The sequence below is a fragment of the Pectobacterium carotovorum genome (assembly GCF_033898505.1).
Classification (GTDB): Bacteria; Pseudomonadota; Gammaproteobacteria; order Enterobacterales; family Enterobacteriaceae; genus Pectobacterium; species Pectobacterium carotovorum_J.
On record NZ_JAXAFK010000001.1, the window covers coordinates 2,264,215 to 2,290,599 of the forward strand.

At 53.5% G+C, this 26,385-nt stretch carries 26 protein-coding genes; 17 read left to right on the plus strand and 9 right to left on the minus strand.

What is annotated here, in order from left to right; translation table 11 throughout:
* Nucleotides 1-157: 157 nt before the first annotated feature.
* On the plus strand, nucleotides 158-1,657 hold the full coding sequence (locus tag R9X49_RS10120; protein ID WP_319848235.1) for a SulP family inorganic anion transporter: 1,500 nt from the start codon (nucleotides 158-160) through the stop codon (nucleotides 1,655-1,657).
* A 108-nt stretch (nucleotides 1,658-1,765) separates the two neighbouring features.
* A complete protein-coding gene (locus tag R9X49_RS10125; RefSeq protein ID WP_015840886.1) occupies nucleotides 1,766-2,947 on the plus strand; it encodes a mandelate racemase/muconate lactonizing enzyme family protein in 1,182 nt (393 codons plus the stop codon).
* A gap of 57 nt (nucleotides 2,948-3,004) precedes the next feature.
* Here R9X49_RS10125 and R9X49_RS10130 read toward each other — a convergent pair whose 3' ends face one another.
* The 3 genes from R9X49_RS10130 to R9X49_RS10140 are packed head-to-tail and all read right to left on the minus strand — an operon-like array spanning nucleotide 3,005 to nucleotide 8,009.
* Nucleotides 3,005-6,085: an efflux RND transporter permease subunit gene (locus tag R9X49_RS10130; RefSeq protein WP_319848236.1), complete on the minus strand. Its 3,081-nt coding sequence runs from the start codon at nucleotides 6,083-6,085 to the stop codon at nucleotides 3,005-3,007.
* On the minus strand, nucleotides 6,085-7,167 hold the full coding sequence (locus R9X49_RS10135) for an efflux RND transporter periplasmic adaptor subunit (RefSeq protein ID WP_319848237.1): 1,083 nt from the start codon (nucleotides 7,165-7,167) through the stop codon (nucleotides 6,085-6,087). Before R9X49_RS10135 ends, R9X49_RS10130 begins: the two co-directional genes overlap by 1 nt.
* 26 nt (nucleotides 7,168-7,193) lie before the next feature.
* Nucleotides 7,194-8,009, minus strand: coding sequence for a MipA/OmpV family protein (locus R9X49_RS10140; protein WP_319848238.1), 816 nt, complete (start codon nucleotides 8,007-8,009; stop codon nucleotides 7,194-7,196).
* A 152-nt stretch (nucleotides 8,010-8,161) separates the two neighbouring features.
* Here R9X49_RS10140 and R9X49_RS10145 point away from each other — a divergent pair, with 152 nt between their 5' ends.
* The 3 genes from R9X49_RS10145 to R9X49_RS10155 all read left to right on the plus strand — a co-directional run bounded on the left by R9X49_RS10145 (nucleotide 8,162) and on the right by R9X49_RS10155 (nucleotide 11,208).
* Nucleotides 8,162-8,851, plus strand: coding sequence for a response regulator transcription factor (locus R9X49_RS10145; protein ID WP_319848239.1), 690 nt, complete (start codon nucleotides 8,162-8,164; stop codon nucleotides 8,849-8,851).
* Between the two features lie 5 nt (nucleotides 8,852-8,856).
* Complete coding sequence (locus R9X49_RS10150; RefSeq protein ID WP_319848240.1) at nucleotides 8,857-10,056, plus strand: sensor histidine kinase; 1,200 nt, start codon at nucleotides 8,857-8,859, stop codon at nucleotides 10,054-10,056.
* Nucleotides 10,057-10,374: 318 nt separating this feature from the next.
* Nucleotides 10,375-11,208: a transporter substrate-binding domain-containing protein gene (locus R9X49_RS10155; RefSeq protein ID WP_319848241.1), complete on the plus strand. Its 834-nt coding sequence runs from the start codon at nucleotides 10,375-10,377 to the stop codon at nucleotides 11,206-11,208.
* A gap of 33 nt (nucleotides 11,209-11,241) precedes the next feature.
* Here the strand turns inward: R9X49_RS10155 and R9X49_RS10160 are convergent, their stop codons facing one another.
* A complete protein-coding gene (locus R9X49_RS10160) occupies nucleotides 11,242-12,651 on the minus strand; it encodes an MmgE/PrpD family protein (RefSeq protein ID WP_319848242.1) in 1,410 nt (469 codons plus the stop codon).
* A 150-nt stretch (nucleotides 12,652-12,801) separates the two neighbouring features.
* Here R9X49_RS10160 and R9X49_RS10165 point away from each other — a divergent pair, with 150 nt between their 5' ends.
* The 4 genes from R9X49_RS10165 to R9X49_RS10180 are packed head-to-tail and all read left to right on the plus strand — an operon-like array spanning nucleotide 12,802 to nucleotide 15,953.
* Nucleotides 12,802-13,479 (plus strand): amino acid ABC transporter permease, encoded by a 678-nt coding sequence (locus tag R9X49_RS10165; RefSeq protein WP_319848243.1) that lies wholly within the window; start codon nucleotides 12,802-12,804, stop codon nucleotides 13,477-13,479.
* An 8-nt stretch (nucleotides 13,480-13,487) separates the two neighbouring features.
* Complete coding sequence (locus R9X49_RS10170; RefSeq protein ID WP_319848244.1) at nucleotides 13,488-14,153, plus strand: amino acid ABC transporter permease; 666 nt, start codon at nucleotides 13,488-13,490, stop codon at nucleotides 14,151-14,153.
* A gap of 23 nt (nucleotides 14,154-14,176) precedes the next feature.
* The gene (locus R9X49_RS10175; RefSeq protein ID WP_319848245.1) at nucleotides 14,177-15,007 is read left to right on the plus strand and encodes an amino acid ABC transporter ATP-binding protein; all 831 of its coding nucleotides are present in this window, start codon (nucleotides 14,177-14,179) and stop codon (nucleotides 15,005-15,007) included.
* Between the two features lie 28 nt (nucleotides 15,008-15,035).
* On the plus strand, nucleotides 15,036-15,953 hold the full coding sequence (locus R9X49_RS10180; protein WP_319848246.1) for an aminotransferase class IV: 918 nt from the start codon (nucleotides 15,036-15,038) through the stop codon (nucleotides 15,951-15,953).
* Here the strand turns inward: R9X49_RS10180 and R9X49_RS10185 are convergent.
* Entirely contained in the window at nucleotides 15,939-17,336 is a 1,398-nt protein-coding gene (locus R9X49_RS10185; protein ID WP_319848247.1) for a sensor histidine kinase, read from the minus strand. The genes R9X49_RS10180 and R9X49_RS10185 overlap by 15 nt on opposite strands.
* On the minus strand, nucleotides 17,336-18,013 hold the full coding sequence (locus R9X49_RS10190) for a response regulator transcription factor (protein WP_319848248.1): 678 nt from the start codon (nucleotides 18,011-18,013) through the stop codon (nucleotides 17,336-17,338). The genes R9X49_RS10185 and R9X49_RS10190 overlap by 1 nt, the downstream gene beginning before the upstream one ends.
* A gap of 204 nt (nucleotides 18,014-18,217) precedes the next feature.
* Here R9X49_RS10190 and R9X49_RS10195 point away from each other — a divergent pair, with 204 nt between their 5' ends.
* The 6 genes from R9X49_RS10195 to R9X49_RS10220 all read left to right on the plus strand — a co-directional run bounded on the left by R9X49_RS10195 (nucleotide 18,218) and on the right by R9X49_RS10220 (nucleotide 22,485).
* Nucleotides 18,218-19,054 (plus strand): MipA/OmpV family protein, encoded by an 837-nt coding sequence (locus R9X49_RS10195; RefSeq protein ID WP_319848249.1) that lies wholly within the window; start codon nucleotides 18,218-18,220, stop codon nucleotides 19,052-19,054.
* 365 nt (nucleotides 19,055-19,419) lie between these two features.
* Nucleotides 19,420-20,226, plus strand: a complete 807-nt coding sequence (locus tag R9X49_RS10200) for a MipA/OmpV family protein (protein WP_319848250.1) — start codon at nucleotides 19,420-19,422, stop codon at nucleotides 20,224-20,226.
* A gap of 11 nt (nucleotides 20,227-20,237) precedes the next feature.
* Nucleotides 20,238-21,353 (plus strand): serine hydrolase domain-containing protein, encoded by a 1,116-nt coding sequence (locus R9X49_RS10205; protein ID WP_319848252.1) that lies wholly within the window; start codon nucleotides 20,238-20,240, stop codon nucleotides 21,351-21,353.
* A complete protein-coding gene (locus R9X49_RS10210) occupies nucleotides 21,340-21,687 on the plus strand; it encodes a hypothetical protein (RefSeq protein ID WP_319848254.1) in 348 nt (115 codons plus the stop codon). The genes R9X49_RS10205 and R9X49_RS10210 overlap by 14 nt, the downstream gene beginning before the upstream one ends.
* A gap of 25 nt (nucleotides 21,688-21,712) precedes the next feature.
* The gene (locus R9X49_RS10215; RefSeq protein WP_319848256.1) at nucleotides 21,713-22,246 is read left to right on the plus strand and encodes a DUF2975 domain-containing protein; all 534 of its coding nucleotides are present in this window, start codon (nucleotides 21,713-21,715) and stop codon (nucleotides 22,244-22,246) included.
* A 2-nt stretch (nucleotides 22,247-22,248) separates the two neighbouring features.
* Nucleotides 22,249-22,485, plus strand: coding sequence for a helix-turn-helix transcriptional regulator (locus R9X49_RS10220; RefSeq protein ID WP_319848257.1), 237 nt, complete (start codon nucleotides 22,249-22,251; stop codon nucleotides 22,483-22,485).
* A 204-nt stretch (nucleotides 22,486-22,689) separates the two neighbouring features.
* Here R9X49_RS10220 and R9X49_RS10225 read toward each other — a convergent pair whose 3' ends face one another.
* Entirely contained in the window at nucleotides 22,690-23,541 is an 852-nt protein-coding gene (locus R9X49_RS10225; RefSeq protein ID WP_319848258.1) for a hypothetical protein, read from the minus strand.
* A 240-nt stretch (nucleotides 23,542-23,781) separates the two neighbouring features.
* On the opposite strand from R9X49_RS10225, the gene R9X49_RS10230 reads away from it, so the two are divergent.
* Nucleotides 23,782-24,258 (plus strand): GNAT family N-acetyltransferase, encoded by a 477-nt coding sequence (locus tag R9X49_RS10230; RefSeq protein WP_300993309.1) that lies wholly within the window; start codon nucleotides 23,782-23,784, stop codon nucleotides 24,256-24,258.
* Nucleotides 24,259-24,502: 244 nt separating this feature from the next.
* Here R9X49_RS10230 and R9X49_RS10235 read toward each other — a convergent pair whose 3' ends face one another.
* Nucleotides 24,503-25,126 carry a histidine phosphatase family protein gene (locus tag R9X49_RS10235; RefSeq protein WP_319848259.1) on the minus strand — a complete coding sequence of 208 codons (624 nt, stop codon included), beginning with the start codon at nucleotides 25,124-25,126 and terminating at the stop codon, nucleotides 24,503-24,505.
* 198 nt (nucleotides 25,127-25,324) lie between these two features.
* Nucleotides 25,325-25,669, minus strand: a complete 345-nt coding sequence (locus tag R9X49_RS10240) for a DUF1294 domain-containing protein (RefSeq protein ID WP_039506112.1) — start codon at nucleotides 25,667-25,669, stop codon at nucleotides 25,325-25,327.
* Nucleotides 25,670-25,885: 216 nt separating this feature from the next.
* Here R9X49_RS10240 and R9X49_RS10245 point away from each other — a divergent pair, with 216 nt between their 5' ends.
* Nucleotides 25,886-26,341: a GNAT family N-acetyltransferase gene (locus R9X49_RS10245; RefSeq protein WP_319848260.1), complete on the plus strand. Its 456-nt coding sequence runs from the start codon at nucleotides 25,886-25,888 to the stop codon at nucleotides 26,339-26,341.
* Nucleotides 26,342-26,385: the final 44 nt, after the last annotated feature.

The window sequence follows — 26,385 nt, forward strand, 5'->3', positions numbered from 1 at the left end:
AACACAGCGATCGGGCGGATATCGCGGCAAAGATATCCGCCCCTTTATTTCTCCGCAGGCTTTTCCCTACCCGCCGATTAAGGACAGTATCTTTTATCCTGCCGATAATTTATCCTCTCCCGCCTTTTGTCATGACATAAAAATTAAGCCTGCATATATGATCTCATCACCCGACGCCACGCCGACGCCAGCACCCTCTGCGACGTCAACACTTGCTGTATTACGCTCGCCCTCGCTGCTGATGCGCGAGGTTTTGGCGGGCACCATCACCGCGCTGGCGCTTATCCCAGAGGTGATTTCCTTTTCCATCATCGCGGGCGTTGATCCCAAAGTCAGCCTGTTCGCCTCCATCGTGCTGTGTTTCACCATGTCTTTTCTCGGCGGCAGACCAGCGATGGTGACGGCGGCGGCCGGTGCCGTGGCGCTGGTCATCGGCCCGATGGTACACGCACACGGCGTGGCCTATATTCTGCCGGCGGTGATCATGGCTGGGATCATCCAGATTCTGTTTGGATTGGCTGGACTGGCAAGGATGATGCGCTACATCCCGCGTTCGGTGATGATCGGTTTCGTTAATGCGCTGGGCATCCTGATTTTTGCCGCGCAGGTACCGCATATTTACGGGCAATCCTCGCTTGTCTGGCTGCTGTTTGCGCTGACGCTCGCGATTGTTCTGCTGTTGCCTTATGTGGTGAAAAGCATTCCCGCGCCGCTAGTCGCTATTGTGACGGTAACCGCAATCGCTATTTTTACCGGCATCACGGTGCCTAACGTCGGCGATGCTGGCCCGATGCAGCCAGGATTACCGAGTTTCACCCAGTGGCTGGTGCCGTTCAATGTTGAAACGCTGCACATCATCTGGCCAACCGCGCTGAGCATTGCCTTTGTCGGGCTGATGGAGTCGCTGTTAACTGCCAAACTGGTCGACGACATCACGGATACGCCATCCAGCAAGCGTCGCGAATGCTGGGGACTGGGCGTTTCCAATATCTTCGCCGGCTTCTACGGCGGCATTGCCGGGTGTGCGATGATCGGGCAAACCGTGGTCAACGTGGAGTTAGGCAAAGCGCGCACGCGCATTTCCACTCTCGCCGCCGCGCTGGTGCTGTTGCTACTGGTGACCGGACTAAGCGAAATCATGGCGAAGATTCCGATGGTGGTACTGGCGGGCATTATGATGATCGTCGCGCTGAAAACCATGAACTGGCATAGCCTGCACCCCGCGACGCTGAAACGTATGCCGCTGTCGGAAACGCTGGTGGTCATCGTGACAGTTATTGCGACCGTCTCGACGGGGAATCTCGCTATTGGCGTCGCGGGCGGCGTGATCTTTGCCATCCTGCTGTTTGCGCGCCGCGTGGCGCACGTCATTCACGCGGAGCGTCAGGTGAGCGAAGACGGACAGTCGGTACACTACACGGTGCGCGGGCCGCTCTTCTTCGGCAGCAGTAACGACCTCTTCGAGCATTTTCTCTATGCACAGGACCCGCAGAACGTCACCATCGATCTGACGCACGCCCAAATCTGGGATGCCTCCAGCGTGGCGGCGCTCGACGCGATCGAAACCCGTTATCATCGCTATAATGCGAAGGTTGCGATCGTCGGGCTGGATACCCATAGCACAAAAATCCACCAGCGTCTGTCTGGGCACCTCTAAGTCACCCGGCGTTCGAAGACGGCTACCGTCGCGGACGCCAGCGTTGACAACCCGCCCGCCTCTGTGATTAGACTCAATGCTAAGCAGGCTAACTTGAGGAAAGGGTTGATGAAAATTACCGACGTGCGCGTGATTCTCGCGAATCGATATATGTTTGTTGAGGTCACGACTGACGAGGGGCTAACGGGCATTGGCGAATCCGGTGCCTGGGGCTTTCTCGATGCCTCCAAAGGTGCTGTCGAGGCACTGCGCACGTATCTGATTGGACAAGATCCGCTGCGTATTGAACACCACTGGCAGTATATGTACCGCTGCTGGCATTTCCGCGGTGCCGCCATCATGGGGGCGATCAGCGCCATCGATATCGCCCTGTGGGATATCGCGGGCAAGTATTACGACACGCCGGTTTATAACCTGCTGGGCGGTCGCTGCCGCGACAAGGCGCGCGTTTATGCCCATGCAGGAGGTCGCACCACGGAAGAAACTATCGCCAACCTGAAACAGGCCAAAGCCGACGGCTTCACCGCGATTGGTCATCTGACGCCTTTTCTGGATGAGTCGCGCGACGCACCCTACTTCACCACCCACGCCAAAGAGATCGGCGAAGCCATTGAGCGCATCGGTCTCTATCGGGAGGCGGTCGGTAACGATGTCGACCTGTGTATCGAAGTTCACCGCCGTCTGAAACCCGCCGATGCCGTGGTGTTCGCGCGCGGTATTGAGCCGTTTTATCCCTATTTTATTGAAGACCCTATCGGCGCAGATAACTTCGATTCCATGGCGGAAGTGGCCGACAAAATCAATATTCCTATCGCCACCGGTGAGCGCCTGAATAACCCGCAGGAGTTCGCGATGCTGATTCGCCGCAACGCCGTCGCCTATGTGCGCCCTGACGTCTGCATGTGCGGCGGCATCACCGGTGCGAAAAAAGTGGCCGCGCTGGCAGAAGCCAACGATTTGATGGTGGTGCCGCACAACCCGCTCAGCCCGGTGTCTACCGCCGCCTGTTTGCAGATCGCCGTCAGTATTCCGAATTTTGCGCTGTTGGAGTACCCGGGTGATGACCAGCCGGCGCTGTCGGAAAAATTTGGCGCGACAGGCGTAGAGAACGGCGTGCGGAAAAAAGACGTGGTGAAGAACACCTTCAAATGCGTGGACGGGTTCATGGAGATACCGACGCAGTCCGGCATCGGCATCGAGCTGGCAGACGATCTGGAGAACCGCTTCCCTTATCGCCGCCGCGGCCTGAAAACCCGACTGCACGTCGACGGTTCCGTCGTCGATCAATAACGACGAGTCGGCAGGTTGTGGCTATCACGCATCACGCCACGACCTGCCGCGTTTCTCTTAGGACGGCGTAGGATTTGCCGTTTTCCGCCCTTCCCACTGCATGAGCAAACTCAGTGCCGCAGGCAGTGCAAGCAGCGTCAGCAGCGTCGCTACCATCAACCCGCCGATAATCGCGTACGCCATCGGCCCCCAAAACACCTGATGTGCAATCGGGATCATGCCGAGAATCGCCGCCAGCGCCGTCAGTATAATCGGGCGTGAACGATGACTAGCCGCATTAACAATCGCCTCTGTCGCGGGCTGTCCGTTTTTCACATTCAGATCGACCTCACCAATCAGAATAACCGCGTTACGAATGATCATGCCCGCCAGCGCAATTGCCCCCAGCAGCGCCACAAACCCCATCGGCGTGCCGGTCGGCAGCATTGCTGCGACAATACCGATCAGGCCGAACGGTGCCGTCAGGAATGCCAACACCATGCGAGAAATGCGCTGTAACTGAATCATCAATAGCACCAGCATGACCAACAGCGTCACTGGCAACACGGCATATACGGATCCATTGCCTTTATCAGACTCCGCCGCCACGCCACCTTCTGTGATGTGGTAACCCGCAGGTAACCCGGCGCGATAGCGTTCAATCTCAGGCGCCAGCTTTTCAGATAGCGCAGGTGCCCGCACGCCCGATGCGACATCCATTTGCACCGTAATGAACGGCTCGCGCTGACGCCGCCAGATAATGGGATCGTCGACACCATACGCCACGGTAGCGATTTGCCCCAGCGGGACGGAGCGCCCATCCGCAATCGGGATTTGCAGATTGGCGATCGTCGCGACGTCTCTGCGTTCCTGCGGCGTGCCGCGAACGACTACGTCCACCAGTCGATTACCATCGCGCACCGACGTCAGCGTGGAACCGGAAAATATCGCTGCCAGCATGCTGGCCACATCCTGCGAACTGATGCCAACGGCGCGGGCTTCGGTCTGATTCAGCACCACGTTCACTGTACGTTCAGGTTCACCCGCCGTCAGATTCACCTCACGCACATCAGCTTGTTTCCCCACCAAGCTCGCCAGCCCCTGCGCAATATCACGAACACGTTGACTGTCCGGCCCCGCCACCCGATATTTAAGCGGCCAGCCCACCGGCGGCCCCAGCTCCAGTGCGGACACGCGCGCCACAATGGAACTAAAATCCTGCGCCAGCACCTGATTCAACCGGGCCGCCAGCGCGTCCCGCGTCTCCAGATTTTTTGCCACCACCACCAACTGCGCAATATTCTCATGGCTCAGCAACACATCCATCGGGAGATAAAAACGTACCGCGCCCGATCCTACATAGGTAGAAAAATGGTCAACGTCAGGATCGTTTTTCAGCATGGCTTCCAGCCGCTTCGCCTGCGTTTCCGTCGCCGCCTGTGAGGCGTTCGCGGGTAACGTCAGGCTAACCAACAGCTCCGGCCGGTCAGAGGCCGGAAAAAATTCGCCTTGCAACCGGGTGGCGCCAAACAGTGAAATAACCAGCAGGATGAGGGTGATCGCCAGCGTCATCCCCCGGTGCGTCAACGCGCGCTGTAGCCACTGGCGATAGAGTCGCCCCAACCGCCCCGGTTCGTCGTGATGGTGGCTAAACGTTTTTGGCAACAGCCAGACGCCGAGCAGCGGCGAAAAGAGAATCGCGACAATCCAGGAACTCAGTAACGAAATCAGAACCACGACAAAGAGTGAAAAGCAGTATTCCCCCGCGCTCGATGCGGCAAACCCCACCGGGATGAACCCGGCGATCATTACCAGCGTCCCCGTCAGCATCGGAAACGCCGTACTTTCATAGGCCCAGGCCGCCGCGCGTTTGCGATCCCAGCCCTGTTCCAGCCGAGACACCATCGCTTCCACCGTAATCATGGCATCATCCACCAGCAGCCCCAGCGCAATAATCAGCGCGCCCAGCGAAATCCGCTGTAGCCCGATACCGGTGATTTCCATGCCAATAAAGGTCATCGCCAGCACAATCGGAATAGAGGCGGCCACTACGAGTCCGGCCCGGCTGCCGAGAGACACAAACGATACCGCCAGCACAATTGCCACCGCTTCCAGCAGCACTTTCACGAAGCCGCCGACTGCACCTTTCACCACCTCAGCCTGATCGGCCACGCGCGTCATTTCGATCCCATGCGGCAGTTGTGCAGAGAGCGTATTCATTTTTTCGCGAATCGCCTGACCGAAATTGAGCATATTGCCGGTGGGTGCCATCGAGATCGCCAACCCAATGGCTTTCTCACCATTCACCCGAAACGTCGGCGACGGCGGCTCTGCCGTTTCACGGTTAATCGTGGCGATATCAACCAGCGGAACAAACTTGCCGCCGATGCGCAACGTAATCTGACGCAGGCTCTGCTCGGAGGTAAACGCCCCGCTGACGCGCACGGCAATCTTCTCATCTTCAGTGCGAATAATACCGGCGGGCGTAACCGCATTCTGCGCTTTTAGTGAATCGATAACCTGCTGCGCATCGATCCCTAATCCGGCCAGACGTCGGGGAGAAAACGTCACCACAATCTGTTCTTCTTCCACGCCCAGCATGTCGACCTTACCGACATCCGGCACGCTCAATAACGCGGAGCGAATATCCTCGACGCGATCGCGCAGTTCTCGCGGCGAAAAACCGTCGGCGGTAAAGCCATAAATCGTACCGAACGTATCATCAAATTCGTCATTAACAGCCGGCGGGCTGACGCCATCAGGGAGCGAGCTGGCGATGTCCGTCATTTTCTTACGCACCGTATACCAGATATTCGGCACGGCAGACGGCGGTGTGTCATCACGCAGGTTGACGAAAACCACCGACTCCCCGGCTCGGGTGTAGCTCTCGACATAATCGAGATACGGCGTTTCCTGTAATTTTTTCTCCAGCTTATCGGTGACGAAATTGACCGTATCGCTCACTGTCGCGCCCGGCCAGGCGGCAGACACCACCGCGGACTTGATGGTAAACGCCGGATCTTCGTTACGGGGCAAACGCTGATAGCTCATCACACCTGCCGCCATAATCACCAGCATCATAAACGCGACCAGTTGTTGATGCGCCAGCGCCCAGGCGGAGAGGTTAAAGCGTGCGGTCGATTGCGGTTCTTGTGTCATTAGCGACGCCCCTCTTCATCCAGCCGAATTTTCTCATCCGGCCATAGCTTACTGACGCCAGCGGTCACCACGCGATCGCCCTGCTCCAGCCCCCCGGAAATGAAGAGCGCCGTGTCGCTATAGCGCGCCACGGTAACCGACTGCAAGCGTACCGTCTGCGTTGCCGTGTTCACGACATAGACAGCGGGCTGATCCCCCTGCCGCGTAAGCGCAGAGGCCGGCAGTTCAATGACGGCGGCGTCGGACTGCTGTATCGCACCATTTACGCTCGCCCCCAACACCATCGCGGCGGGTGGCGAGGTTAGCGTGACTCTCACCCTGAAGGTTCGCGTAACGGGATCGGCCTGCGGGCTGATATCCCGCACGCGCCCCTCGGCCTGAACGCTCGGTTCAGACAACAGTGAAACGCGGATAACGCGCGAGGAAAGCGACTGATTGACCAGCCGTTCCGGCACATCAAACACCGCATCGCGCCCGCCGAGGGAGGCCAGTTTCACCACCTCTTGTCCGGCGCTCACCACCTGACCGGGGTTCGCGCTGACCGTCGTGATGACACCGTCCTGCGCGGCCGTGAGTTGCGTATAGCCGAAGCGTTCCTGTGCGCCTTTCACCGTTGCCTGCGCACTTTCACGGCGGGAAACTGCCGCGTCCCAATTTGCCTGCGCTTCATCAAGCTGCACCCGCGCAATCGCCCCGCCCGGTGCTAGTGCCTTCATGCGGGAAAAATTGCTTTTCGCCAGCCGTTCCGCCGAGATTGCGCTGGCTAAATCCGCCTGTGCGCTGCGCAACTGGTTTTCACTGTCGCGTGCATCGAGCGTGGCAATGACATCGCCACGCTTTACCGACGCGCCCACATCCACCAGACGATTAAGGATGCGACCATCCAGTCGGAAACCTAACGCCGTTTCTTCATGAGGGCGAACTTCCCCCGTCAACGTCACCGGTTCCCGACTCATCGCCGGCATGACCACCAACGTTTTTACCGGCCTGACGGACGGTGACACGGGCACATCATCAGCGCTGTCACAGCCGCTAAGTAACACGGCCGACAGCAGACAGAAAGCAAAACGGCTGACCATCATTACATCCTCTCACTCACCAGATAACATCAGAACGAATACAGAACGGCCAGCGTAGCGCCGGTATCATTCCGTCGTTCCACAACCTGACTATCCGCAACCTTGTCAGTGAGCCAGGTTGAGGTCACCCCGACGTTCGTTGACCACGCGGTGCTAAATTGATGCGTCCAGTTCGCCCCCAGCGCATAACCGTAGACACCTTTTCCAACATGGTACGCGGCCAATCCAGAGCGAAGACTCTGCTGCGGCGTCACACCGTAGTAGGTTTGGTTAAAGCGGGCATCCCCCATCAGCACGTCCGCCGACAACGCCAGCACATCGTCTTTTGCCGCAGACTGCCATACCGTGCTCTTTGCCCCGATGCGGTACTGGTTTCCCCTTTTTGTCTCACTCAGCGCAAATTCGCCGCTCGCTTCCAGCGCCAGCCATGGCGCAAACTGATACCCCGCCGTTACGGTGGTTGTTACCGATCCTTTAATCTTGCCCATCCCTTTCAATCGGTTTGAACCTGCGCGCCACTGGCTGTTTTTGTCATCCCTCCCCATGTCGTAACCGATGGCGTGATCGAGATAAAAACCGGAAGGCGACTGATATTGCCAGCCAATGCCGTGCGTGGAATCGAAATAGAGCGCGCCGCGCTGAACGGTCAGCACAGGCAGCGCGCTGGTTTGACGATCTTTACTCCCTCTGTAGCGCGGCGCATTCTGAACAGCGACACCCACGGCGACATCCGTGTGGTCACCCAAGAGCGAGGGCGATGATGTTTCTGGCTCCGCAGCCAATGCGGTGCCAGATAGCACGATAGCGGACAGACTGGTGGATAAAATCATTGTTGTTATGTTCATACATCCCCTCTTTAACGCGATAATCTTGCACCGTGGTGCTCCCCGGCGGGTGCAAAGTAATTGGTGTTGGCTTTTCGGCACCGTGGCGGATTATGCTGACGTTTAGTCAAGAAACGCTTTGTGGTTTTTTAAGATTTCATCAAGAGGGTGCGATGGCAGAAAAACGGGTGTTGATTATTGAAGACGATATGGACGCCGCCAGCGTGCTTGAGGCCTATCTGCGGCGCGATGGCTATCAGGTTGCTATCGCGTCTGATGGACAAAAAGGTCTACACATGGCGCTGACCAGTAAACCCGATTTGATTCTGCTGGACGTGATGCTGCCGAAGATGAATGGTTCAGAGGTACTGTCCGCTCTGCGGCAGCGCAGTAATATTCCGGTGATTATGGTCACGGCTATCGGCGACGAGCCGGAAAGGATTGGCGCACTGCGCTACGGTGCGGATGATTATGTCGTCAAGCCTTACAACCCGCAGGAGGTGGTGGCACGGGTGCAAGCTGTACTGCGACGAACGGGCTATGCGATCCGCGAAGAGGCGATCCTGACATTCGAAAATCTCTCGGTTGATCCCACCTCCGTGACGGCAAGCATCGCGCTATCGCCATCCGAATCCGTGGTTCTCGACCTTACCCCCACTGAATTTAATATTCTGGTGACGTTGCTCAAGGCGCCAAACCGCGCCTTTACACGGGGCGAATTACTGGAAGCCAGCCTGCCGGAAAGCGACGCGCTGGAGCGTGTCGTCGATACCCACGTCCACAATCTCAGGAAGAAGCTCAACCAGCACAACATCATCAATGTGCTCGTCACCGTCCGTTCTGTCGGCTATCGATTCCGGTGAACCTGATGAAAAAATCGATCTTTCTGTCAGAAAAAATGTCGCTGTGGCGCTGGCTGTGTTTCCGTATTATTTCTCTGCTGCTCGCCACCCTGCTCATCATCGCTACCCTGATGTGGCTGCGCTTCGCCGTCAACAATGTCTACATCGAACAGCACATGCCGGACGCCGTGCGGGCTGAGTTTCAACAGTTAAGCAAGCAGGAAGATTACGGTAATCCTCGCTATCAGCAGATTATCAATCAGTATTATGGCCCGGATTTCTTTGTGCCGAACATTGCTAGCACCGACTGGTTGATACTTGCCATCATGGTGCTCATCGCTTTACCCACCGTCGTCGTCGTGGTTTTGTGGCGGGCGCGACCGCTGTCGCAGCAATTTTCCAATATCGCCAGCGCCGCACGCGACGTCGCTCAGGGAAAGTTTGATACGCGCACGCAGTTGGTCGAACAGGCACCGATGGAGCTGGTGACGCTGGCAGACGACTTTAATAACATGACTGCACAGCTGGAGCGCTACGAACGGGAACTGCGTGAATCCAGCGCGGCCTTGGCCCATGAGTTGCGTACGCCGTTAAATGCGGCAATGGGCCGCGTTCAGGGCATGATTGATGACGTTTTCCCGCGTGATAAAACCCAACTGACAATGGTCATCAAACAGCTTGAACAGCTCAATCATGTGATTCAGGATCTGCACTTCCTGTCGCTCGCCAGAGCCGGACAACTGCAACTGGTCCAGACCCCTTTCTACTTCGACGAACTCATCACCGAACGGCTGACCTGGTATCGGCCTCAGCTAGAGCAGGCCGGGTTTCAGACGCAAACGCATATCGAACAACACGACTTTTGCCTCGCCGACCGCGAACGGTTAGGACAGGTGTTCTCGATTTTGATTGAGAATGCATTAAGCTACGCCAGCGACGGCCGTTATCTGGCGATTGAGGTGCGTGAAACGACGCTGCGTGAAAATGCGCCGAGCTGGCAGATTACCGTTTCCGATCGCGGGCCGGGCATTGAGCCAGAATCACTGTCCCTGCTTTTTGACCGCTTCTGGCGTGCCGAGCATTCGCGCGGACGGCACTCTGGCGGCAGCGGGCTGGGGCTCTCTATCGCGTCAGCCATTATCACTGCACACGGCGGCACGATTTATGCAGAACGCGGCAAGAACGGCGGACTTGTCATCATAATGACACTGCCTCGTAGTACCTGAAAGAACGGTGCATTATCAGTAATTGCCAATAGTTAAAAAGCATAGCGAAATTATTGCTATACCCTGCCGTAAAGAAAAAACACGAGAAACCCTGACAATCTTCATCGGCTACATGACGGGGTAAACGGAGCAACCCCAGACACCACGCCCTACGGCGGGGCAAACCACGCGCCGCCGCGATTTTTATCCCCCTTTTATTCTTATATTTATCTGGAATGAGATAAGGCGAAAAGAACTAATTTCGCTATAAGTATTTCGCTACTCTGCATGAGCGAAATATATCGCCTCGATTAAAACTCAATCATCAAGGTAACTATAATGAAACGTTCATTTCACCAGGTATTCATGGCGATAACGCTGATTAGCGCCGCCTTCTTTAGTCAGGCTGCGGAAACGCAAACCTCAACCTGGCAGCACATCAAACAGACCGGTGAGTTACGCATCGGCGTGGCACAGGGCGAACCCTGGTATTTTAAAAATCCGTCAACCGGAGAATGGGACGGCATTGGCTATAACATCGGCAAAGAGCTGGCAAACGATCTTGGGGTAAAACTGGTGACGGTGGAAACCACCTGGGGCAACGCCATCGCCGCCTTACAGACTGGTCAGATCGATACCATGTTAGTGCTCGACCCCACGGAAGAGCGGAAAAAAGCGGTCGATTTTCCTGAGCAGCCCTTCTTTTGGTATGCGCAAGGCGTGTTGATTCGCGATGGCATCGCCGTCACCAACTGGGACGATCTCAATCGGGAAGATGTCAAAATCGGCGTCACGCTAGGCTCCAGCCCCGACCTGATTCTGACCAAACGTCTGCCAAAAGCGCAGTTGGTGCGTTTCCCGAATATGGATGAAGGCGTGGCCGCGTTCTACGCAGGTCGAGTCGATGCGCTGTCCTATTTCCACCCGGCGCTGGCGCTGCAACAGGCTAAAGTCGGCAAGGGCAATCTGATTCTGCCGAAGCCGATTATTGAGGTCAGCACGAGCGGGGCAATCCGTAAAGAAGCCGATCAGACTTTCCATAACTTCCTGAATGACGAGTTTGCCAAGCTGTATAAATCCGGCAAGACGCAGCACTACTATGAGCAGGCGCTCAAACTGCGCGGCGTGGACGTCAGCAAAGTGCCATCGGTCATTAAAGAAGACTGGAAATAAGCCAAGCGGCTAAAGCGACAGTCCTGAACGGATTCAGGACATCTGCATTAGCGGGGTCAGCAGCGCGGCGACATCCTGACATTGTTCGAGTTCGGATAACGCCGCCGTTGCCTCCGCAACCGTTGCTGGGGCAAATCGGGACGAGAGATTCTCCGCAAATTTCGCCATGACTCGGCTTTCCTCTAACGGGTGTTCTGCGCAGCCCAGCGGAAACGCAATGCGCTCACCGCTCACTACCTTTCTCTGCGTGACAACATCAACCTGCAACACCGGGCGACGTTCCAGCGCCATAAGCTGGTCAAACTCGGGAGAAACCTCAACGTGAACCTTATCGGCCAGCGTCAGGAGTTCTGGGTTGGTTAAGGTGTCGTACGCACTCCAGCGATGGCGCGGGATACGATAAGCCAGACACGCCAGCGCAAACGGCAGGCTGAACTGCGCATCCGTCGCATTTTTCGGCCGTGCATCCATAAAATCAGCGGCCAGCCGCTGGCTTCCTTTGACCCGAATAACGTCGATGTCCAACGGTGATAACGTCAGTTCATGCTGTACGCGCTCAAAAGATTCCAGTGCGGTATGTATCCAACGACAAGCCGGATACGCTTTGAAGCTGGCGTGCTGGATAGCCCACTGCTCACCTAATCCAGTCAGCAATGCCGCTTCATCAAAGCGATCAGATCCCATCATGCGCCAAAATCCCTGCTCGCCGGACAGCACATCTCTTGGGCCGATAATCCCGCTACGATGCAGCTCGACCGCACGGACGCCCGACTCCGCCGCGGGCGCGTTGTAATCTTTGAAAGACACCAGCGGCCGCTGCTGCCAGTTGTATTTGTGCAAGCTGGGCAACGGCGTCAGCGACGCTGCCAGACCGATGGCGTTCTCTAATCCTTCGGCATAACACCCCGTCAGTAATCCGTAGGCTACCGCCGCACCGATGGATTCATGCTGGCATACGCCGTAGACCTGCTGGAAACGCGCCGGACTCGGCTGCTGAGACTGAATGATCCGACCATTGATTTCATACGCCGCCGCCAACGCACAGATCAGCGTTTTACCGTCAATCGGGCACGATCCGAGTGCCGCCAGCGCGGCGGCAACCAGCGAAGCGCCGGGGTGCCCCATACCGCGTCCGGCAACCTCATAGCCATCATCGTAATCCAGCGCATTGATCGCTGCCGCATTCAAAAACGCCGCTCCAATAGCACCCAGCGGTGCGCCACCGTCCAATATCGGGCTGTTGCCTGCCGCATAGTGCAGGCGAGCAACGCGGGCGCAGTCTTGCACTACCTGGCTACCTGCACCGGCAATGCCGCAGCCCAGACTGTCGATAAAATGCAGCGCGATTTTTCGTCTTAACGCAGCGGGAATGTCCTGAATCGTCAACCGATGGGCAAAGGTCGCGAGGCGCAACGTCAGAGGGAGTTCAGCAGCGTGAGACATCGGCATTCCGTCATTCTTTTATAAATAAAAGGAATATTAGCACCACGTTTTATTATTTATTTATCATTTTTTCGACCTGCTAAGATGCATCGGTTCTAACAAAATAAGAAATGCATTTCCTAATTACGTTGTTTCCAGGGGCGCTATTTTATGTCTTATCAGTGGGATTTTTCCGCCATCTGGCCCTATCACCAGCTGCTGCTGGAGGGGCTATGGGGAACGATAAAGATCGGTGCCACCAGCATCCTGATCGGGATGATCGCTGGCATAGTGCTCGCCGCCATGAAAATGTCGCCCCGGCGGCTCTTGCGTTTGCCCGCCGCGATGTTGATTGGTTTTTACCGTAATACGCCCGCGCTGGTGCATTTTTTCTGGATTTACTACGCTCTGCCCGTCATTACGCCGTTAACGTTTTCGCCTTTCACCGCCGCCGTGATCGCGCTGTCCGCACAGTCAGGTGCCTTTTATGCCGAAGTTTACCGTGGTGCGATTTCCTCGATTCACGCGGGACAATGGGAAGGGGCTAAAGCGCTGGGCATGCCAAAATCGACCGCGCTGCGTCGGGTTATTCTCCCACAGGCATTACGCCGGATGATCCCGCCCTTTATTGAGCGTTCATTTGAACTCATCAAATCGACATCGCTGGCGTCATCTCTGGCCTACAGCGAGCTGCTTTATCAGGCGATGCAGATCAATAGCCAAACCTACCGACCGCTGGAAGTCTACAGTCTGGTGGCGGTGATGTATTTCACCCTGCTGCTGCTGATTAGCCTGTTCAGCCAACATATTGAGAAACGGCTGTCGCTGGCAGACCGCCGGATCGCGTAAGGAACATCATGCACTATCAATGGGATTTCTCGCTGGTCTGGCACAACCTTCCCGTGCTGCTGAAAGGCCTTGGCGTCACGCTCGAACTCTGGCTGCTGGCCGGTGTGCTGGGCACCGCGCTGGGGCTGGTTCTCGGTCTTTTTCGCGTATTTGGCAAACGCTGGCTATCGCTGCCCGCCAGAGTCTTTGTCGAAATCTTCCGTAATACGCCGGTTCTTATCCAGCTGATCTGGTTTTATTACGCTTTCCCGGTTCTGGTCGGTGTGCAATTCAGCACCTTTGCCGCCGCCGCGCTGGCTCTGACGCTGTATAGCGCGGCGTACTGTACGGAAATTTTCCGCGCCGGGCTGCAATCCATCGACCACGGACAGTGGGAAGGCGCAAAAGCGCTGGGCATGCGGCAGGCGGTGATCCTGCGACGCGTGGTTCTGCCACAGGTGTTACGTAACATGCTGCCCGCCCTCACCAACCGGATGATCGAACTGGCCAAAGTGACCTCGCTGGCCTCCATACTGGCCGTCAATGAACTGATGTATCAGGGGCGGCTACTGAGCAGTACCTATTATCGTCCGCTGGAAATCCTGACGGTGGTCGCACTGCTCTATTTCATTTTGATCTGGCCGGGGAGTTACCTTGCCGCACGACTTGAACGTCGTTTCCGTTCAACCCCCTAGTCTGACAGCGCCACAGGATTGCTATGCGTGAAAATATTAGTTTGAGTGAAAACAGTTCGTTGAGTGGAAATGAAGCTCTGAATGACGATATCGTCCTGCGCATTCGCGGACTCCAGAAACGCTTCGGTGCCGTTGAAGTATTAAAAGGGATCGATCTGGATGTACGCCGCGGCGAAAAAATTGCCATTATCGGCGGCAGCGGGTCGGGAAAAAGCACCCTGCTGCGCTGCCTGAATTTTATGGAGATTCCTAGCGCCGGTACCATCGAACTGGATGGCGTCGTGTTGGGAAAAACCAACGCGCAAGGCCAGCGCGACTACCCGGAAAAGCAGCTGTGCGCCGTGCGTGAACGCGTCGGCATGGTGTTTCAGCAATTCAACCTGTTTCCCCATCTGACCGTGCTGGAGAATGTGCGTGAAGCGCTGGTGTCGGTGAAGAAAATGCCACGCCATGACGCGGATACCATTGCCAAAGCCCAGTTGGAAAAGGTTGGATTGGGCAACAAGCAAGACGCACGTCCCGCCAACCTGTCTGGCGGCCAGCAGCAGCGCGTGGCGATTGCTCGCGCGCTGGCGATGTCACCAGAAGTGATGCTGTTTGATGAGCCGACCTCATCACTGGACCCAGAACTGGTGGGAGAAGTGCTGCACACCATCCACGAATTAGCAGACGAAGGCCGCACCCTTCTGCTGGTCACCCATGAACTGGGATTTGCCTATCACTTCGCCGACCGCGTCATCTTTATCGAGAACGGCGTGATCCATGAAATGGGCAGCGCCGAACAAGTACTCAAAAATCCGCAGCAGCCGCGAACCCAGGCCTTTCTTGCCCGCTTTGCCGAGCGGGCCTTTTAACTCATTATTCACCTTCAGGAACAGCACGATGCAACCCACATTATCCAGCCAGAGCAGTCAGGCCTATTTGCAGGATCCGCGTAACAGCGACGTACAGGTGTATGTTAATGGAGAGTTTGTTCATCGCGACAACGCGGTGGTGTCGATCTTTGATTCCGGCTACGTGTGCGGCGACGGCGTATGGGAAGGTTTGCGTTTGGTTAACGGCCGTCTGATTGCACTGGATGCCCATTTGGATCGCCTGTTCGACGGTGCCGCCGCGATCCAGCTGGATATCGGCCATAGCCGAGAGACGCTGACCGATATTCTCTATAAAACGCTCGCCATCAACGGCATGACCGATGGCGCGCATATTCGCCTGATGATTACCCGAGGGAAAAAACATACGCCGAATCAGGATCCCCGCTTTATTATCGGCGGCGCCACCATCGTGTGCGTGGCGGAGTATAAGGTCGTCGATACGGCGGCGAAAAAGCGCGGGCTGACGCTGTTTACCTCCACCTACCGTACCAGTACGCCAGACGTCTTCGATCTGCGGCTGAATTCGCACAGCCGGCTTAATCTCATCCAGGCGCTGCTACAGGCGTTGCAGGCCGGTGCCGATGAGGCGCTGATGCTGGATCCGCACGGTTTTGTCGCCAGCTGTAACTCCACCAACTTTTTTATCGTCCGCCGCGGTGAACTGTGGACATCATCAGGCCGCTACTGCTTCAACGGCATTACCCGCCAGACCATTATCAACCTTGCAGAGGCCAATGGGTTGAAGGTCAAGACTCAGGATTTTACGCTGGCAGAAGCCCTGACCGCTGATGAAGCCTTTGTCACTGGCACGCTGGCGGGCATCACCCCGGTAAAAGCGCTGGATGGTCGCCCGTTTAACGCCGAACACCGTCCGGTTACCGAACAGCTCAGCCGCTGGTATGAAGCGTATTTACACGCGCAGTGATAATTTGTGGTGTGGAAAGTCAACCGTTACCGTGAGCCCACCTTCTGCAGACGTACTTAGGTATACGTTGCTGTTGTGTTGCTGCGCAACCGCTTTGACGATTGCCAGTCCCAGCCCGCTCCCGCTTTGCGTCTGATTGGGATCGCGAAAAAATCTATCGAACACGCGCTCCCTCAATTCAATGGGAATACCGGGCCCTGCATCTGAGACACGTAACTGCGTGAATTTATCTAATGATCGAACATCGACCTCAACCCGTCCGCCCTCAGGGCTGTACTTCACGGCATTTTCAATGACGTTATCAATCAGCGACATCAGGCGTTCCCTAACACCGGTAATCCAGATTTCATCATGGGAGTAGAATTCAAGTTCAATCCTGCGCCCAGCCGCTAGCGGTGCCAGCACGGCCATTCGCTCTTGTATGAGCGTCGTCAGCGGCACAGGCTCCAGAACCGTATCAATGCGCGCTTCGCTGTGCATCAACAGCAGCAGCTGATTGACGAGACGAGCAGCACGGCTATTGCTGCGAATAATCCCCGCAAGCAACGCCTGTTGATTATCGCTGCTTATATAGGACTGCAAAGCCTCAACATTGATACGCATCGCAGCCAGAGGGGTACGCAGCTCATGAGCAGCATCTGCAATGAAAACCCGTTCCCTTTCCGCACTTTCTCGCACTCTGGCAAGAAATATATTAATCGCGTCCACCATTTGGCGAAGCTCCCTATGCTTTGGTACTTCTTTTAAAGGAGAGAGATCTTCTGGAGTGCGTAAGGCAATTTCATTGACCACCTTGTTCCAGGGGCGCATTGCAATGCGGATTGACAGCCATGCGGGAAACAAAAGAAAAGGAATGCATACTAGCAGCGGCAATATGTAGTATCCACGCGAGTTCAGATATATAAAGAAATTCCAGCCTCCGGCAGGGGTGACCAGCGTGACCTCCGCGTCGGAGTTCCCGGACTTTAGCGTACGGCTAGTCCAGGTGCGACCGTCGCTCTGAATGCTCTGAATTTTCCCATATCGGGTGTTTCTCACCCCCGCCGGAGCGCCGTCAGATGAATAAATGATCTCTTTATTCTTCCGAACGATTAGGCTGATTGACAGTGCTGGATCTTCCCCTCCGCCATAACCTTCCTGCAACGCCTTGCTGAACGTTTCCAGCACATCGGTTAGATCCTGCGGGCGATCCCCCATACGATCAACCAATGTAAGAATGGTTTCGTAAGTTTTGTTGCCCAATAGCATAGCGGGGCTGCGCAAGTTCTCCCATAAAACGTAGGTCAGAAAAAGACACCAAAGCAGTGTAAGCAATAGCATTTGGGCGATAATAATTCTCCGTACGAGCGTTGGGATTCTCAGGTGGCGCCAAAAATTGCGCATCAGCCTGCCCCCTTCAGAATCGACACGGTATCAATGACATACCCTACGCCTCTCACCGTTCGCACATAGCCCTCGCCGATTTTGCGACGCAAATTACCCATATGCACATCGAGAGGATTGCTCATGTTTTCTTTTGCACCGAATATCTTTTCTTCCAGAAACCGTCGTGTAAGCACGCGGTCAGGGCGCAGCATTAACGTTTCAAGCAGCGCGTATTCACTTGCCGTCAAATCAACATGACGTGTACCCACGGCCACGCGTCGAGTCGGCACATGGAGAGATAATCCGCGAATTTCTATCACCTCATTCTGAAAACCGTAACTGCGCCGCGCAAGTGCTCTCACTCTGGCCAGCAACTCGGCGAGAACGAAAGGTTTGACGAGGTAGTCATCTGCACCGGCATCCAGCCCAGCCAGACGATCTTGCAGAGTGCCTCGGGCAGTCAGGATGATCACGGGGATTCCCTTGAATTGCTGACGCAGGCTCGCCATCAGGCTCATACCATCACCGTCGGGCAAGCCGAGGTCGAGCAATACAAGTTCTGGCACGCAGAGAGCGAGTTGATGCAGCGCATCCACTTTACGGCGCACCCATATAACATCTAATCCTTGATCTTCAAGGGCAATACGCACGCCATTGCCGAGATCGAGGTCGTCTTCAATTAGGAGAATGTTCACAGTAGTTACTTTATCAACAGTGAATGAAGAACGTCTGAAGAAAAAACCGGTATCAGGAAATCTACCAGATTTGCAGCCCGGTACTTGCTTCAGTATTTCTTCATTTTTGGCTCATGAGAACTTCAGGGTGAGCATTCAAACTGAGCGTTCTGGTGTTTAAAACCGCTTGTATCGTAATCAGTTGAATCCACAAGGACTTCTTTAATGAGAAACATCGACCTGCGTCATAAGTTCCTCCATTCGCTCTCGGGGCGTACCCTGAAAAAACTAGTGTCGGGCGTTGTCCTGGCGTTACTGGCCACTCCAATACTGGCAGCAGAACAGAAACAGGGCAACGAGTTGACTCTGGGGGGAGGCGTGGATGTTGCGCCACGTTATTCGGGTTCGGATGAAAGCCGCGCTACAACTGCCCTGGTGATTGATTACTCTATGGTAAATGGTTTCTTCGTCAGCACTACGCGTGGTCTCGGTTACGGTAACAGCATCGGCAAGTTGGATTACAGCGCTGCGCTGAGCTATCGCACAGGCCGTAAGGATCGTGACGTGGACAGCGACTCGATCAGCTACGGTAGCGACCACTTGCGAGGTATGGGTGACGTCAAAGGATCGGCTATCGGTGTGCTTGGCCTGGGGTATAAGGTAACGGACTGGCTTAATTTACAAGTGCAGGCTGAGGTGCCGGTTTCTCAACGAAGCAATGGTGAAGCCCTGCATTTTGGCATTATCAGCCCGCTCTATACGTCATCGAAAAATTCCGTCACGCTGGCGCTGACCAGCAGTTGGGGAACGAGCGAGTACATGCGGACTTACTACGGGGTAAATGCATCCCAGTCGGCCGCATCGGGGTTTGCCCAACATGATATCGGATCTGGGATTTATGCCTATTCACTGAATGCTGACTGGACGCTCAAGTTCAACCAAAACTGGAGTATGGTTGCCGCAGCAGGCTTTACGCAGTTGACTGGTGATGCACGCAATAGCCCAATTATTCAACGAAAAGCCTCGCCTACCGGCAGCCTGAAGGTGACATATAGCTTCTGATCGTTGTTAGACGCGTGCTTCAAGGCAGATTGTGGCTATACACCGTCAATCAATACACATTCGAACCGCCCTAGTTCAGATGATGGGGCGGTACTCAGCTCACCCACTCGCTCTGCTTATGCCCTGTTAATCAGAGCATCTGCCTCATCTCAGGGTTTCCATAAAAATAAGGTTTTCTGAATAGAGTCGTCTGATGACCTGAAGATTACAAATTTCTCATCTGAGAACCGTGCCATTACACCTTCCTTAAATCATTTTCCTGCTCCATTAAATTAACGTAAAACAATAAAAGATTATTGTAAAACGATAAACAAAAGACTAACCTGCACACGCTACAACCCACCCTTTGCCAAGAGAGGCATCGAATGAAAATAAGTCTGCAATATGGCGTTTCGCTTGCGGGAATAGTGTGTTGCGCTCCCTTACAGAGTGCAGAGCTGTCCGGGTACGCGGGTCTGGGCGTTACCGTCAGCCCTGTTTACTCAGGATCACAGCATTCTGCTCCCGGTCCGTTGCTCAACGCTGGCGTAAGTATAAGGAGTGAAAGCTGGGGGCTTTGGGGCCTATCAACGGAGGGGCTAGCGTGGACGCTGCCATCCGATTCCCCGTTTACCGTGAACCTGCTGTTAACACCGGATGAGGGGCGAAAAGAGGTGTTCAGCTATCCATTTTCCACCCGAAAAAACCGAGATCTGCAAGGAATGGGCGATCTTCCCGACATGCTCATGGCGGGTGCGGAACTGCGCTATCAACATGAGGACTGGGCGTTATGGCTGCGCGCATTAAGCGCAACGCAAAAGCACTCGTACGGTGGCGAAACGCAGGCTCTGGCCACGACCCTGAACAGCGGCGTAAAGACAACCCTGTGGCGCTGGCGGGACGCCGATTTGTCGGTCGCTGGCGATATCAGTTGGGCAAACAGCGGTTATCAGCAACGCCATTACGGGGTAACGACAAGCCAGGCACAACGCACTGATTTTACTTCTTATTATCCCTCTTCGGGTTTTCAGCAAGGAGGGGTTTATACCGAACTGGTCTGGCACATTAGCGAAAATCTGGCGGCAGGGGTGACCGGTCGCGCGGCATACCTGCTTGATGAGGCGGGCAAGAGTCCGCTGGTAAAAAGCAGAATGCAGTACAGCCTGTCATCACTGATCCAGTATACATTCTGAGGCGAACAACAATGAACAGGCAATATGTGCGCAGTCGTGCGCGATTGTTAGCCGCAGGCACGGTTTTTATGTCGCTGATTACCGCGGGCATCTATCTGCAACCTGGTTTTAGTACACCTTCTCTGCACCAGGAGGGAGATGCAACGGTGGTATCGTTTTTAACACCATTACTGAAAGGATCACGGAGCAGCGTTGCCGCCGCATTTATCACCCCGCGAGGCGTACAGTACGCCCTGTGGAACAGTGATTATGCAAAACAGTATGAGATCGCCAGCCTGACCAAAACCATGACCAGCAGCCTGCTGATTGAGGCGCAGCGGCGTGGCGAAACTACCGCGCAAACCCGTGTAGGAGAACTCGTCCCGGAAATCACTGGCCCGGCGAGCGACATTACCCTTGCACAACTGGCGTCACATCGCTCCGGCCTGCCACCGCTGGCGACATCATTACGACAGAAAATTCAGGTACTCAAGGCAATCATCCTGCGTGACAATTTCTGGGATTACAATGAAGAGACATTAATAGATATGGTGAATAATACCAGCGTCGAAAGGCCCGCCGGGTTTGAGTACTCCAATACGGGTTACGCACTACTAGGACTAGCGCTGGCGCGTGCATCACATCAACCTTTTGCCACTTTGCTGCAAACACGGGTTTTTGCGCAGGCGCAAATGACAGGATCCGTCGTCGCCAGTGATTCGACACCCGACACATCCGCATTCAGCCACGGTTGGTCAGCTTCCGGGCTCAGCGAAGCGCCGTGGGTATTGCACGCATTTACCCCTGCCGCAGGTGTGCGATCGACCATTGTCGATATGGCAAATTATGCTCAGGTGCTACTGGCAGGGAAACTCGCAGGGAGCGAAGCGATGTCGCCACAATTTGCCACCGACGATCCCGATTCACACATTGGATATGCCTGGTTTACCACCCGCATACAGGGGCGCGATATCACCTGGCATGACGGAGAATCCTCGGGGTTCGCGACCGCTATCGCCTTCGATCTGCAGCGTAAAAGCGCCGTGGTGATCCTCTCTGACACCGCATGGCCGGTGATTGGCCCGGCAATACGGTTGTTGCTAACCCAGCCATCTTCTGAAACAGGGGCACACCGTGAACTGGATTGATATTCTCTGGGCGGTACTCACCGTTGCGTCGGTCATGTTGTTTGCTTGCGGAACGTGGGCTTCACATTACAAACTTCGTTTAGTGAACTATATCCTGACCGTCAGCATTATTATTTACGCGGTAGAGATGATGCAGACAATAACTCACCTGAGCAAGCCAGGTTACTTATTCAGAATGTTGACCTGGATGATTCAGGCGTCATATATCGCTTATAGCGTTTACAGAGTATGGCGCAAACCCTGGTTGAAACACGGCCCTAACAGTCTGAACGGCGGCAAGATTGCCATCGCGCTGATGCTTATGTCATGCTTGAGCATGCTGGTCTTAAAATAATGCCCGGTATTCAGGAAGGTTAAACGTGAAAGGTGTGCGAAATAAACTCAGTCTGGCGCTCATCGCAGGAGTGCTGCCGTTATTTCTCATTCTGGTGTTAATTACACCGCTGTGGATCTATTTCACTGGTGAGTCATTTTTTATTTCCAGTATGCTTAAATTCGCCGAGGTTCAGAGCGATAATCTACCGATCGCGACAGTTTCGCCGCTTCGTCAGATGCTATTACTGGCGATTATCTATTTCCCGGCAGGATTGTTCGCCTTTGCTATCTGGCAGGGTATGAGAGTCACGCGACTGGTACGCCAAAAACAGATCCTCACTCAGGCGCTGGCGCGCAGTGTCCGCAACATTGCGATGGTGATGCTAAGTCTGGGGATCGTGTTGCCGGTATGCCGTTTTTTGATCCCTCTGGTGGTCTGGTGGCCGGAACATTACTATCAGGTCACTCTGTTGATTGGGGATATTGTTCTGCTCTTAGCAGGCGGCTTGTTGCTGGTGACGTTCCACTCCCTCCTCGAGGGGATCAGAGCGGAAGAAGAAAATAAGGAGTTTATCTGATTATGGCTGTCGTGGTTCATCTGGACAAATTGTTGGTAGAGAAGAAGATGACGTCCAGAGCGCTGGCAGCCTTTGTGGGGATCACCGAGCAGAACCTGTCGCTACTTAAGTCTGGGAAGGTTAAAGGCATTCGTTTTGATACGCTGGCGAAAATTTGCGAGGCGCTGCAGTGCCAACCCGGCGATATTATCTCCTGGAAACCGGATAGCCCACCTACCGTGTCGGATGACACGATCTGAAAGCAAATTAAGCGGTATCCTGTACGCTCAGTTTCTCCGACAACAGAAATACGAATGCGCCTGGCGGGTATTTTTAGGGGTGAGCAAGCCAGCAACGCGGTAGTTTCTCGCGGGGCAGCGAGGAGCGGACATAAATACGCCGGACTCTTAAATCTTTTTGATATATGATTTTATAAGTGATTACGGTCTATCTTTACATTCAGCTTATACCAACGTCGGAGGGTGTACTTCTTTGAATATAAAACATCCCTCATATTGCTTTTTGGGTGTTATTGTTTCGCGTTCGAAAGCGTGATGCCATGTAATGCAAGCATCCGGTATTTTTGACTCTGTAAGTAAAATACAGTTAGCCGCCCCTGAGTAATTTTCCAGAGAGAATGGGTCATTTATTTTAAAACTGAATGGCGTTAAATCATTGTGTAAAGCAGTACCGCCTCGTGCGAGTTGAGCAATAGAGTTGCTTTGCTGAGGGAAAAAATCCTCGAAGTATTCCCGTACTGATTTCAACCTCAGATCTCTCGTCTCCTGGCTACCAAAGCGTTTTATATGCAGATTATGGAGCATGATCAACATGCGATACTCCGGATAGCATGAGGCTAACTTAATCAATTGGTTAGCCATTCGGATGTCACGCCATTCAAAAAAAGTTTGTGATGACTTAGCCTTAAGATAATCATCAGTTTCTCTCATGCGTGTCGAATGCCATTCCCGAGGAAATTCAGTTAAAGAACGACGGGGAATACAGTCAATACCAAGACAGGGAATTTTTCTGCTTATAGCCCAGGTGAGAAAATTCCGCATCTCTTGAGTCCGCATAATGCGTGGGAAGTTTTCAAGACGAGAGCTGGCATCTTCATTGTGTTGATGCGAAAACAGCATCCCGCTGCTATCGGCTTCAAATATCAAAACCGTTAGATTGCGGAAATAGCATTCTGCAATTTCCATCCTCACTCTAGAAAATTCTGATACACCGTGTATAGCTTCACCCAGAAAAAGAAAACGCGTTCCTGAGAAAAGCGTTGATTCTTCAAGAGCATACTCCATAATCTTTTTCATAAATTGATGCGCTCTAAAAGATAAATTTCATCTAATACATATAATTTCATTAGCAGCAATGAGCAAGCAGCCGTTAACTTGAATCTTGAGACCTGTTAACATGCGTTCGTGTATATGCCCCGGAGGAATGTCCGTCAGCTGTGCTGATTAATAATTTAACTGATCGTCCACGACGGATGTCGGCCCCTGACAGACCGGCTTTAAAACTACCCCTTCTTCATATACGCAATGGAAAATCATATGCTCATTAAAGCAGCTATTCCTGCTAATGCTACAGAACTTGAACAAATCTATTCATTATCGTTTGAATCAAACGCCTCTTTTTTTCCTGATAATATGGAGGAAGAAGATGACGAGGGAGAAGATGATTTTTCATTTGAGTCCGCAATAATGATGCCTGACAAAACAGTGCTGGGATTATGGGTAAAGGATCGCCTCATCGGCGGTGCTGTTATTTCCGGCAATTCTATAGGAATACACACCCTTGCCAGATTATTTATTCTGCCTGAAGAACAGGGCAAAGGTTACGGTTTGCATGCATGGATGGAAATTGAAAAAATGTATCCTGACGCTAAAGAATGGACACTGAGAACCCCGACATGCCTGATTAATAACGTGTGTTTTTACGTAAATAAGTGCGGTTTTACCATTGTGCGCGTCGAGGACATGGGAAATGATGGGGTTGGCATGTACGTTTTCTCGAAGAAAGCGAGCTAATCTTCAGACTTTTCAAGCATAAACCAGCGCTTGCTGCTCAATAATCACTCTATTGAGCAGCTATCTCCCTCTCCAAAGCATGTCAACTCCTCTGATGACAAACGCAAAAAGATGTATGAAATGTCCGTTTCTGGCACGAAGCGGATCATTTGAAGAGCCGTGTGGTCTGCTAAGAGCGAGCCGGGAACCTTGAACTTTTATCAAGCTGGCTTATCAGGAAGGACTTCGAATATTTGAAAGTCATCTACTTTTCAAGTTGACGTAAGTGTGTAGCAATCCCCCACCTGAGATCGATACATTTCCCATTAATCAGATCGATAACAGAATAACTCGCGTTGGGTTGAGCATACCGAGCGAAACTCTTGACAGTCCCTTCTTTAAACATTGCCAGAATGCCCTGACTGACGTGCCCGTGAGACACAATACATATTGTCTGATGATGTGATGATGTATCTTCCAGGCTTTGTACAAAACGTATAACCCGCTGAGAAGCGTGTGCCAGTGACTCACCACCTGGTGGACAATATTCTGCATCAAGCCTGAATAACGCATTTGCATCGTTCGGATGCTTTTGTCTGAGCAGTTCTAGTGGCATCCCTTCAAACTGACCAAAGGCCTGCTCTTTAAGGGCCGGTTCAGCCGTCAGCGAGCAGCGAAAATATTCAGCCAGGCTCTGCCCCATTTGCCAGGCACGTCCAAGCGGAGAAGCGTAAACACGTTCTACTTGGTACTCACTTTCAGTAAGTGCATCCAGTAAGGCGGATGTTTCACGCAAACCGCGACGAGTCAAAGAGCTATCACAGTGTCCCTGAATAATTCCTTTCAAATTCCACTCGGTTTCCGCGTGTCGAACAAGTATCAATTTCATTGTTAGAGGGTCATGCTCGTTGTTGATTTAAATGCCCAACACTGTGCGATGTCGAATACTACCAACTGACGCAGCGGAATACTTTTCTGTTTTGGAAAATATGAATAAGTGCAGCGGATTGCCGTTACGCCGTGTCTCTAGAGAGAAGTACTGAAATTTATCCGCAGATAACGTCTGCTTCTGGCACGAAGCAACACATCAGGAAGGAGGAAATGGATAGAACAGATAAACCGCCACCATAGCTGAGATACTCAATATTATGCTGACGATGAAGTATGTTTTAAATGGCTGCTTTTGTGTTTTATGGCGAAAGAGCTGTTGACCCGCCATCGCGCCAACCCACCCACCGACAACCCCAAACACCAGCAACGTGGATTCAGGCACTCTACGCCAGGCCTTACGCGCCGCCATTTTATCCACACCGTAAATCACCAGCGTCAGTACATTGGCAAGCAGGAGCCACATAGCAAAGGGGTCAGACGTCATCGTGCTACCGATCGCCGCAAAGACCAATAGTAAATAACAAAAGTAATTGAGACTCATACCATTAGCCACAGTAATTTTCAGAGTGTATAGAAGCTGCATTATACGCAGTACACGCGGTGGGAAGAAACAGCTATCAGTATGGATTGGCGCGGAATAGGCCGTCGTGGCACCCGGGTAGGTGGCATTTAGCGATTTACTCTCACCTATTTCAGGATAATGCCTTTTCCATCAGGATATTCTATGCTGGTGATGACTTAGGCAAAAGGCATAACCATGATAACAGTAGAGAAATCAGATCCATCTGCTCCAGAATCTCATTATTTAATCGAAACATTGTCATCAGAACTTGCCGCTATTACCGGTGATAGTGGCAAAAGCAATTTCACCGTTGATTCAATAGATAGGGACCGATCACTGTGGGTATTAGCAAAAAACACTCATGGCGATGCGATAGGATGTGGCGCTATTCGCCCATTAACGCAAAATATCGCTGAGCTTAAAAGGATGTTTTCAGACCGAAGCGCGCCAGGTATTGGCAGAGCTTTACTCACTTTTCTAGAAGTATCGGCAAAGAATATGGGGTATACCGAGCTCTGGCTTGAAACCCGGCACGTTAACCACAGGGCTGTACATTTTTACGAAAAAAATGGGTATGTACGTATTGAGAATTACGGCCCCTATATAGGCCGGGAAGAGGCGGTCTGTTTTTCAAAGATATTGCAGGAGTGACATACGTTTCTTGCCAGAAATATGATGGAAAAACGTGGCTATTC

Excerpts from the sequence above, each read along its gene's own strand:
- R9X49_RS10120 (WP_319848235.1), top strand. The coding sequence starts at position 158 with ATGATCTCATCACCCGACGCCACGCCGACGCCAGCACCCTCTGCGACG.
- R9X49_RS10125 (WP_015840886.1), top strand. The coding sequence starts at position 1,766 with ATGAAAATTACCGACGTGCGCGTGATTCTCGCGAATCGATATATGTTT.
- R9X49_RS10130 (WP_319848236.1), bottom strand. The coding sequence starts at position 6,085 with ATGACACAAGAACCGCAATCGACCGCACGCTTTAACCTCTCCGCCTGG.
- R9X49_RS10135 (WP_319848237.1), bottom strand. The coding sequence starts at position 7,167 with ATGATGGTCAGCCGTTTTGCTTTCTGTCTGCTGTCGGCCGTGTTACTT.
- R9X49_RS10140 (WP_319848238.1), bottom strand. The coding sequence starts at position 8,009 with ATGAACATAACAACAATGATTTTATCCACCAGTCTGTCCGCTATCGTG.
- R9X49_RS10145 (WP_319848239.1), top strand. The coding sequence starts at position 8,162 with ATGGCAGAAAAACGGGTGTTGATTATTGAAGACGATATGGACGCCGCC.
- R9X49_RS10150 (WP_319848240.1), top strand. The coding sequence starts at position 8,857 with ATGAAAAAATCGATCTTTCTGTCAGAAAAAATGTCGCTGTGGCGCTGG.
- R9X49_RS10155 (WP_319848241.1), top strand. The coding sequence starts at position 10,375 with ATGAAACGTTCATTTCACCAGGTATTCATGGCGATAACGCTGATTAGC.
- R9X49_RS10160 (WP_319848242.1), bottom strand. The coding sequence starts at position 12,651 with ATGTCTCACGCTGCTGAACTCCCTCTGACGTTGCGCCTCGCGACCTTT.
- R9X49_RS10165 (WP_319848243.1), top strand. The coding sequence starts at position 12,802 with ATGTCTTATCAGTGGGATTTTTCCGCCATCTGGCCCTATCACCAGCTG.
- R9X49_RS10170 (WP_319848244.1), top strand. The coding sequence starts at position 13,488 with ATGCACTATCAATGGGATTTCTCGCTGGTCTGGCACAACCTTCCCGTG.
- R9X49_RS10175 (WP_319848245.1), top strand. The coding sequence starts at position 14,177 with ATGCGTGAAAATATTAGTTTGAGTGAAAACAGTTCGTTGAGTGGAAAT.
- R9X49_RS10180 (WP_319848246.1), top strand. The coding sequence starts at position 15,036 with ATGCAACCCACATTATCCAGCCAGAGCAGTCAGGCCTATTTGCAGGAT.
- R9X49_RS10185 (WP_319848247.1), bottom strand. The coding sequence starts at position 17,336 with ATGCGCAATTTTTGGCGCCACCTGAGAATCCCAACGCTCGTACGGAGA.
- R9X49_RS10195 (WP_319848249.1), top strand. The coding sequence starts at position 18,218 with ATGAGAAACATCGACCTGCGTCATAAGTTCCTCCATTCGCTCTCGGGG.
- R9X49_RS10200 (WP_319848250.1), top strand. The coding sequence starts at position 19,420 with ATGAAAATAAGTCTGCAATATGGCGTTTCGCTTGCGGGAATAGTGTGT.
- R9X49_RS10205 (WP_319848252.1), top strand. The coding sequence starts at position 20,238 with ATGAACAGGCAATATGTGCGCAGTCGTGCGCGATTGTTAGCCGCAGGC.
- R9X49_RS10220 (WP_319848257.1), top strand. The coding sequence starts at position 22,249 with ATGGCTGTCGTGGTTCATCTGGACAAATTGTTGGTAGAGAAGAAGATG.
- R9X49_RS10225 (WP_319848258.1), bottom strand. The coding sequence starts at position 23,541 with ATGAAAAAGATTATGGAGTATGCTCTTGAAGAATCAACGCTTTTCTCA.
- R9X49_RS10230 (WP_300993309.1), top strand. The coding sequence starts at position 23,782 with ATGCTCATTAAAGCAGCTATTCCTGCTAATGCTACAGAACTTGAACAA.
- R9X49_RS10235 (WP_319848259.1), bottom strand. The coding sequence starts at position 25,126 with ATGAAATTGATACTTGTTCGACACGCGGAAACCGAGTGGAATTTGAAA.
- R9X49_RS10240 (WP_039506112.1), bottom strand. The coding sequence starts at position 25,669 with ATGAGTCTCAATTACTTTTGTTATTTACTATTGGTCTTTGCGGCGATC.
- R9X49_RS10245 (WP_319848260.1), top strand. The coding sequence starts at position 25,886 with ATGATAACAGTAGAGAAATCAGATCCATCTGCTCCAGAATCTCATTAT.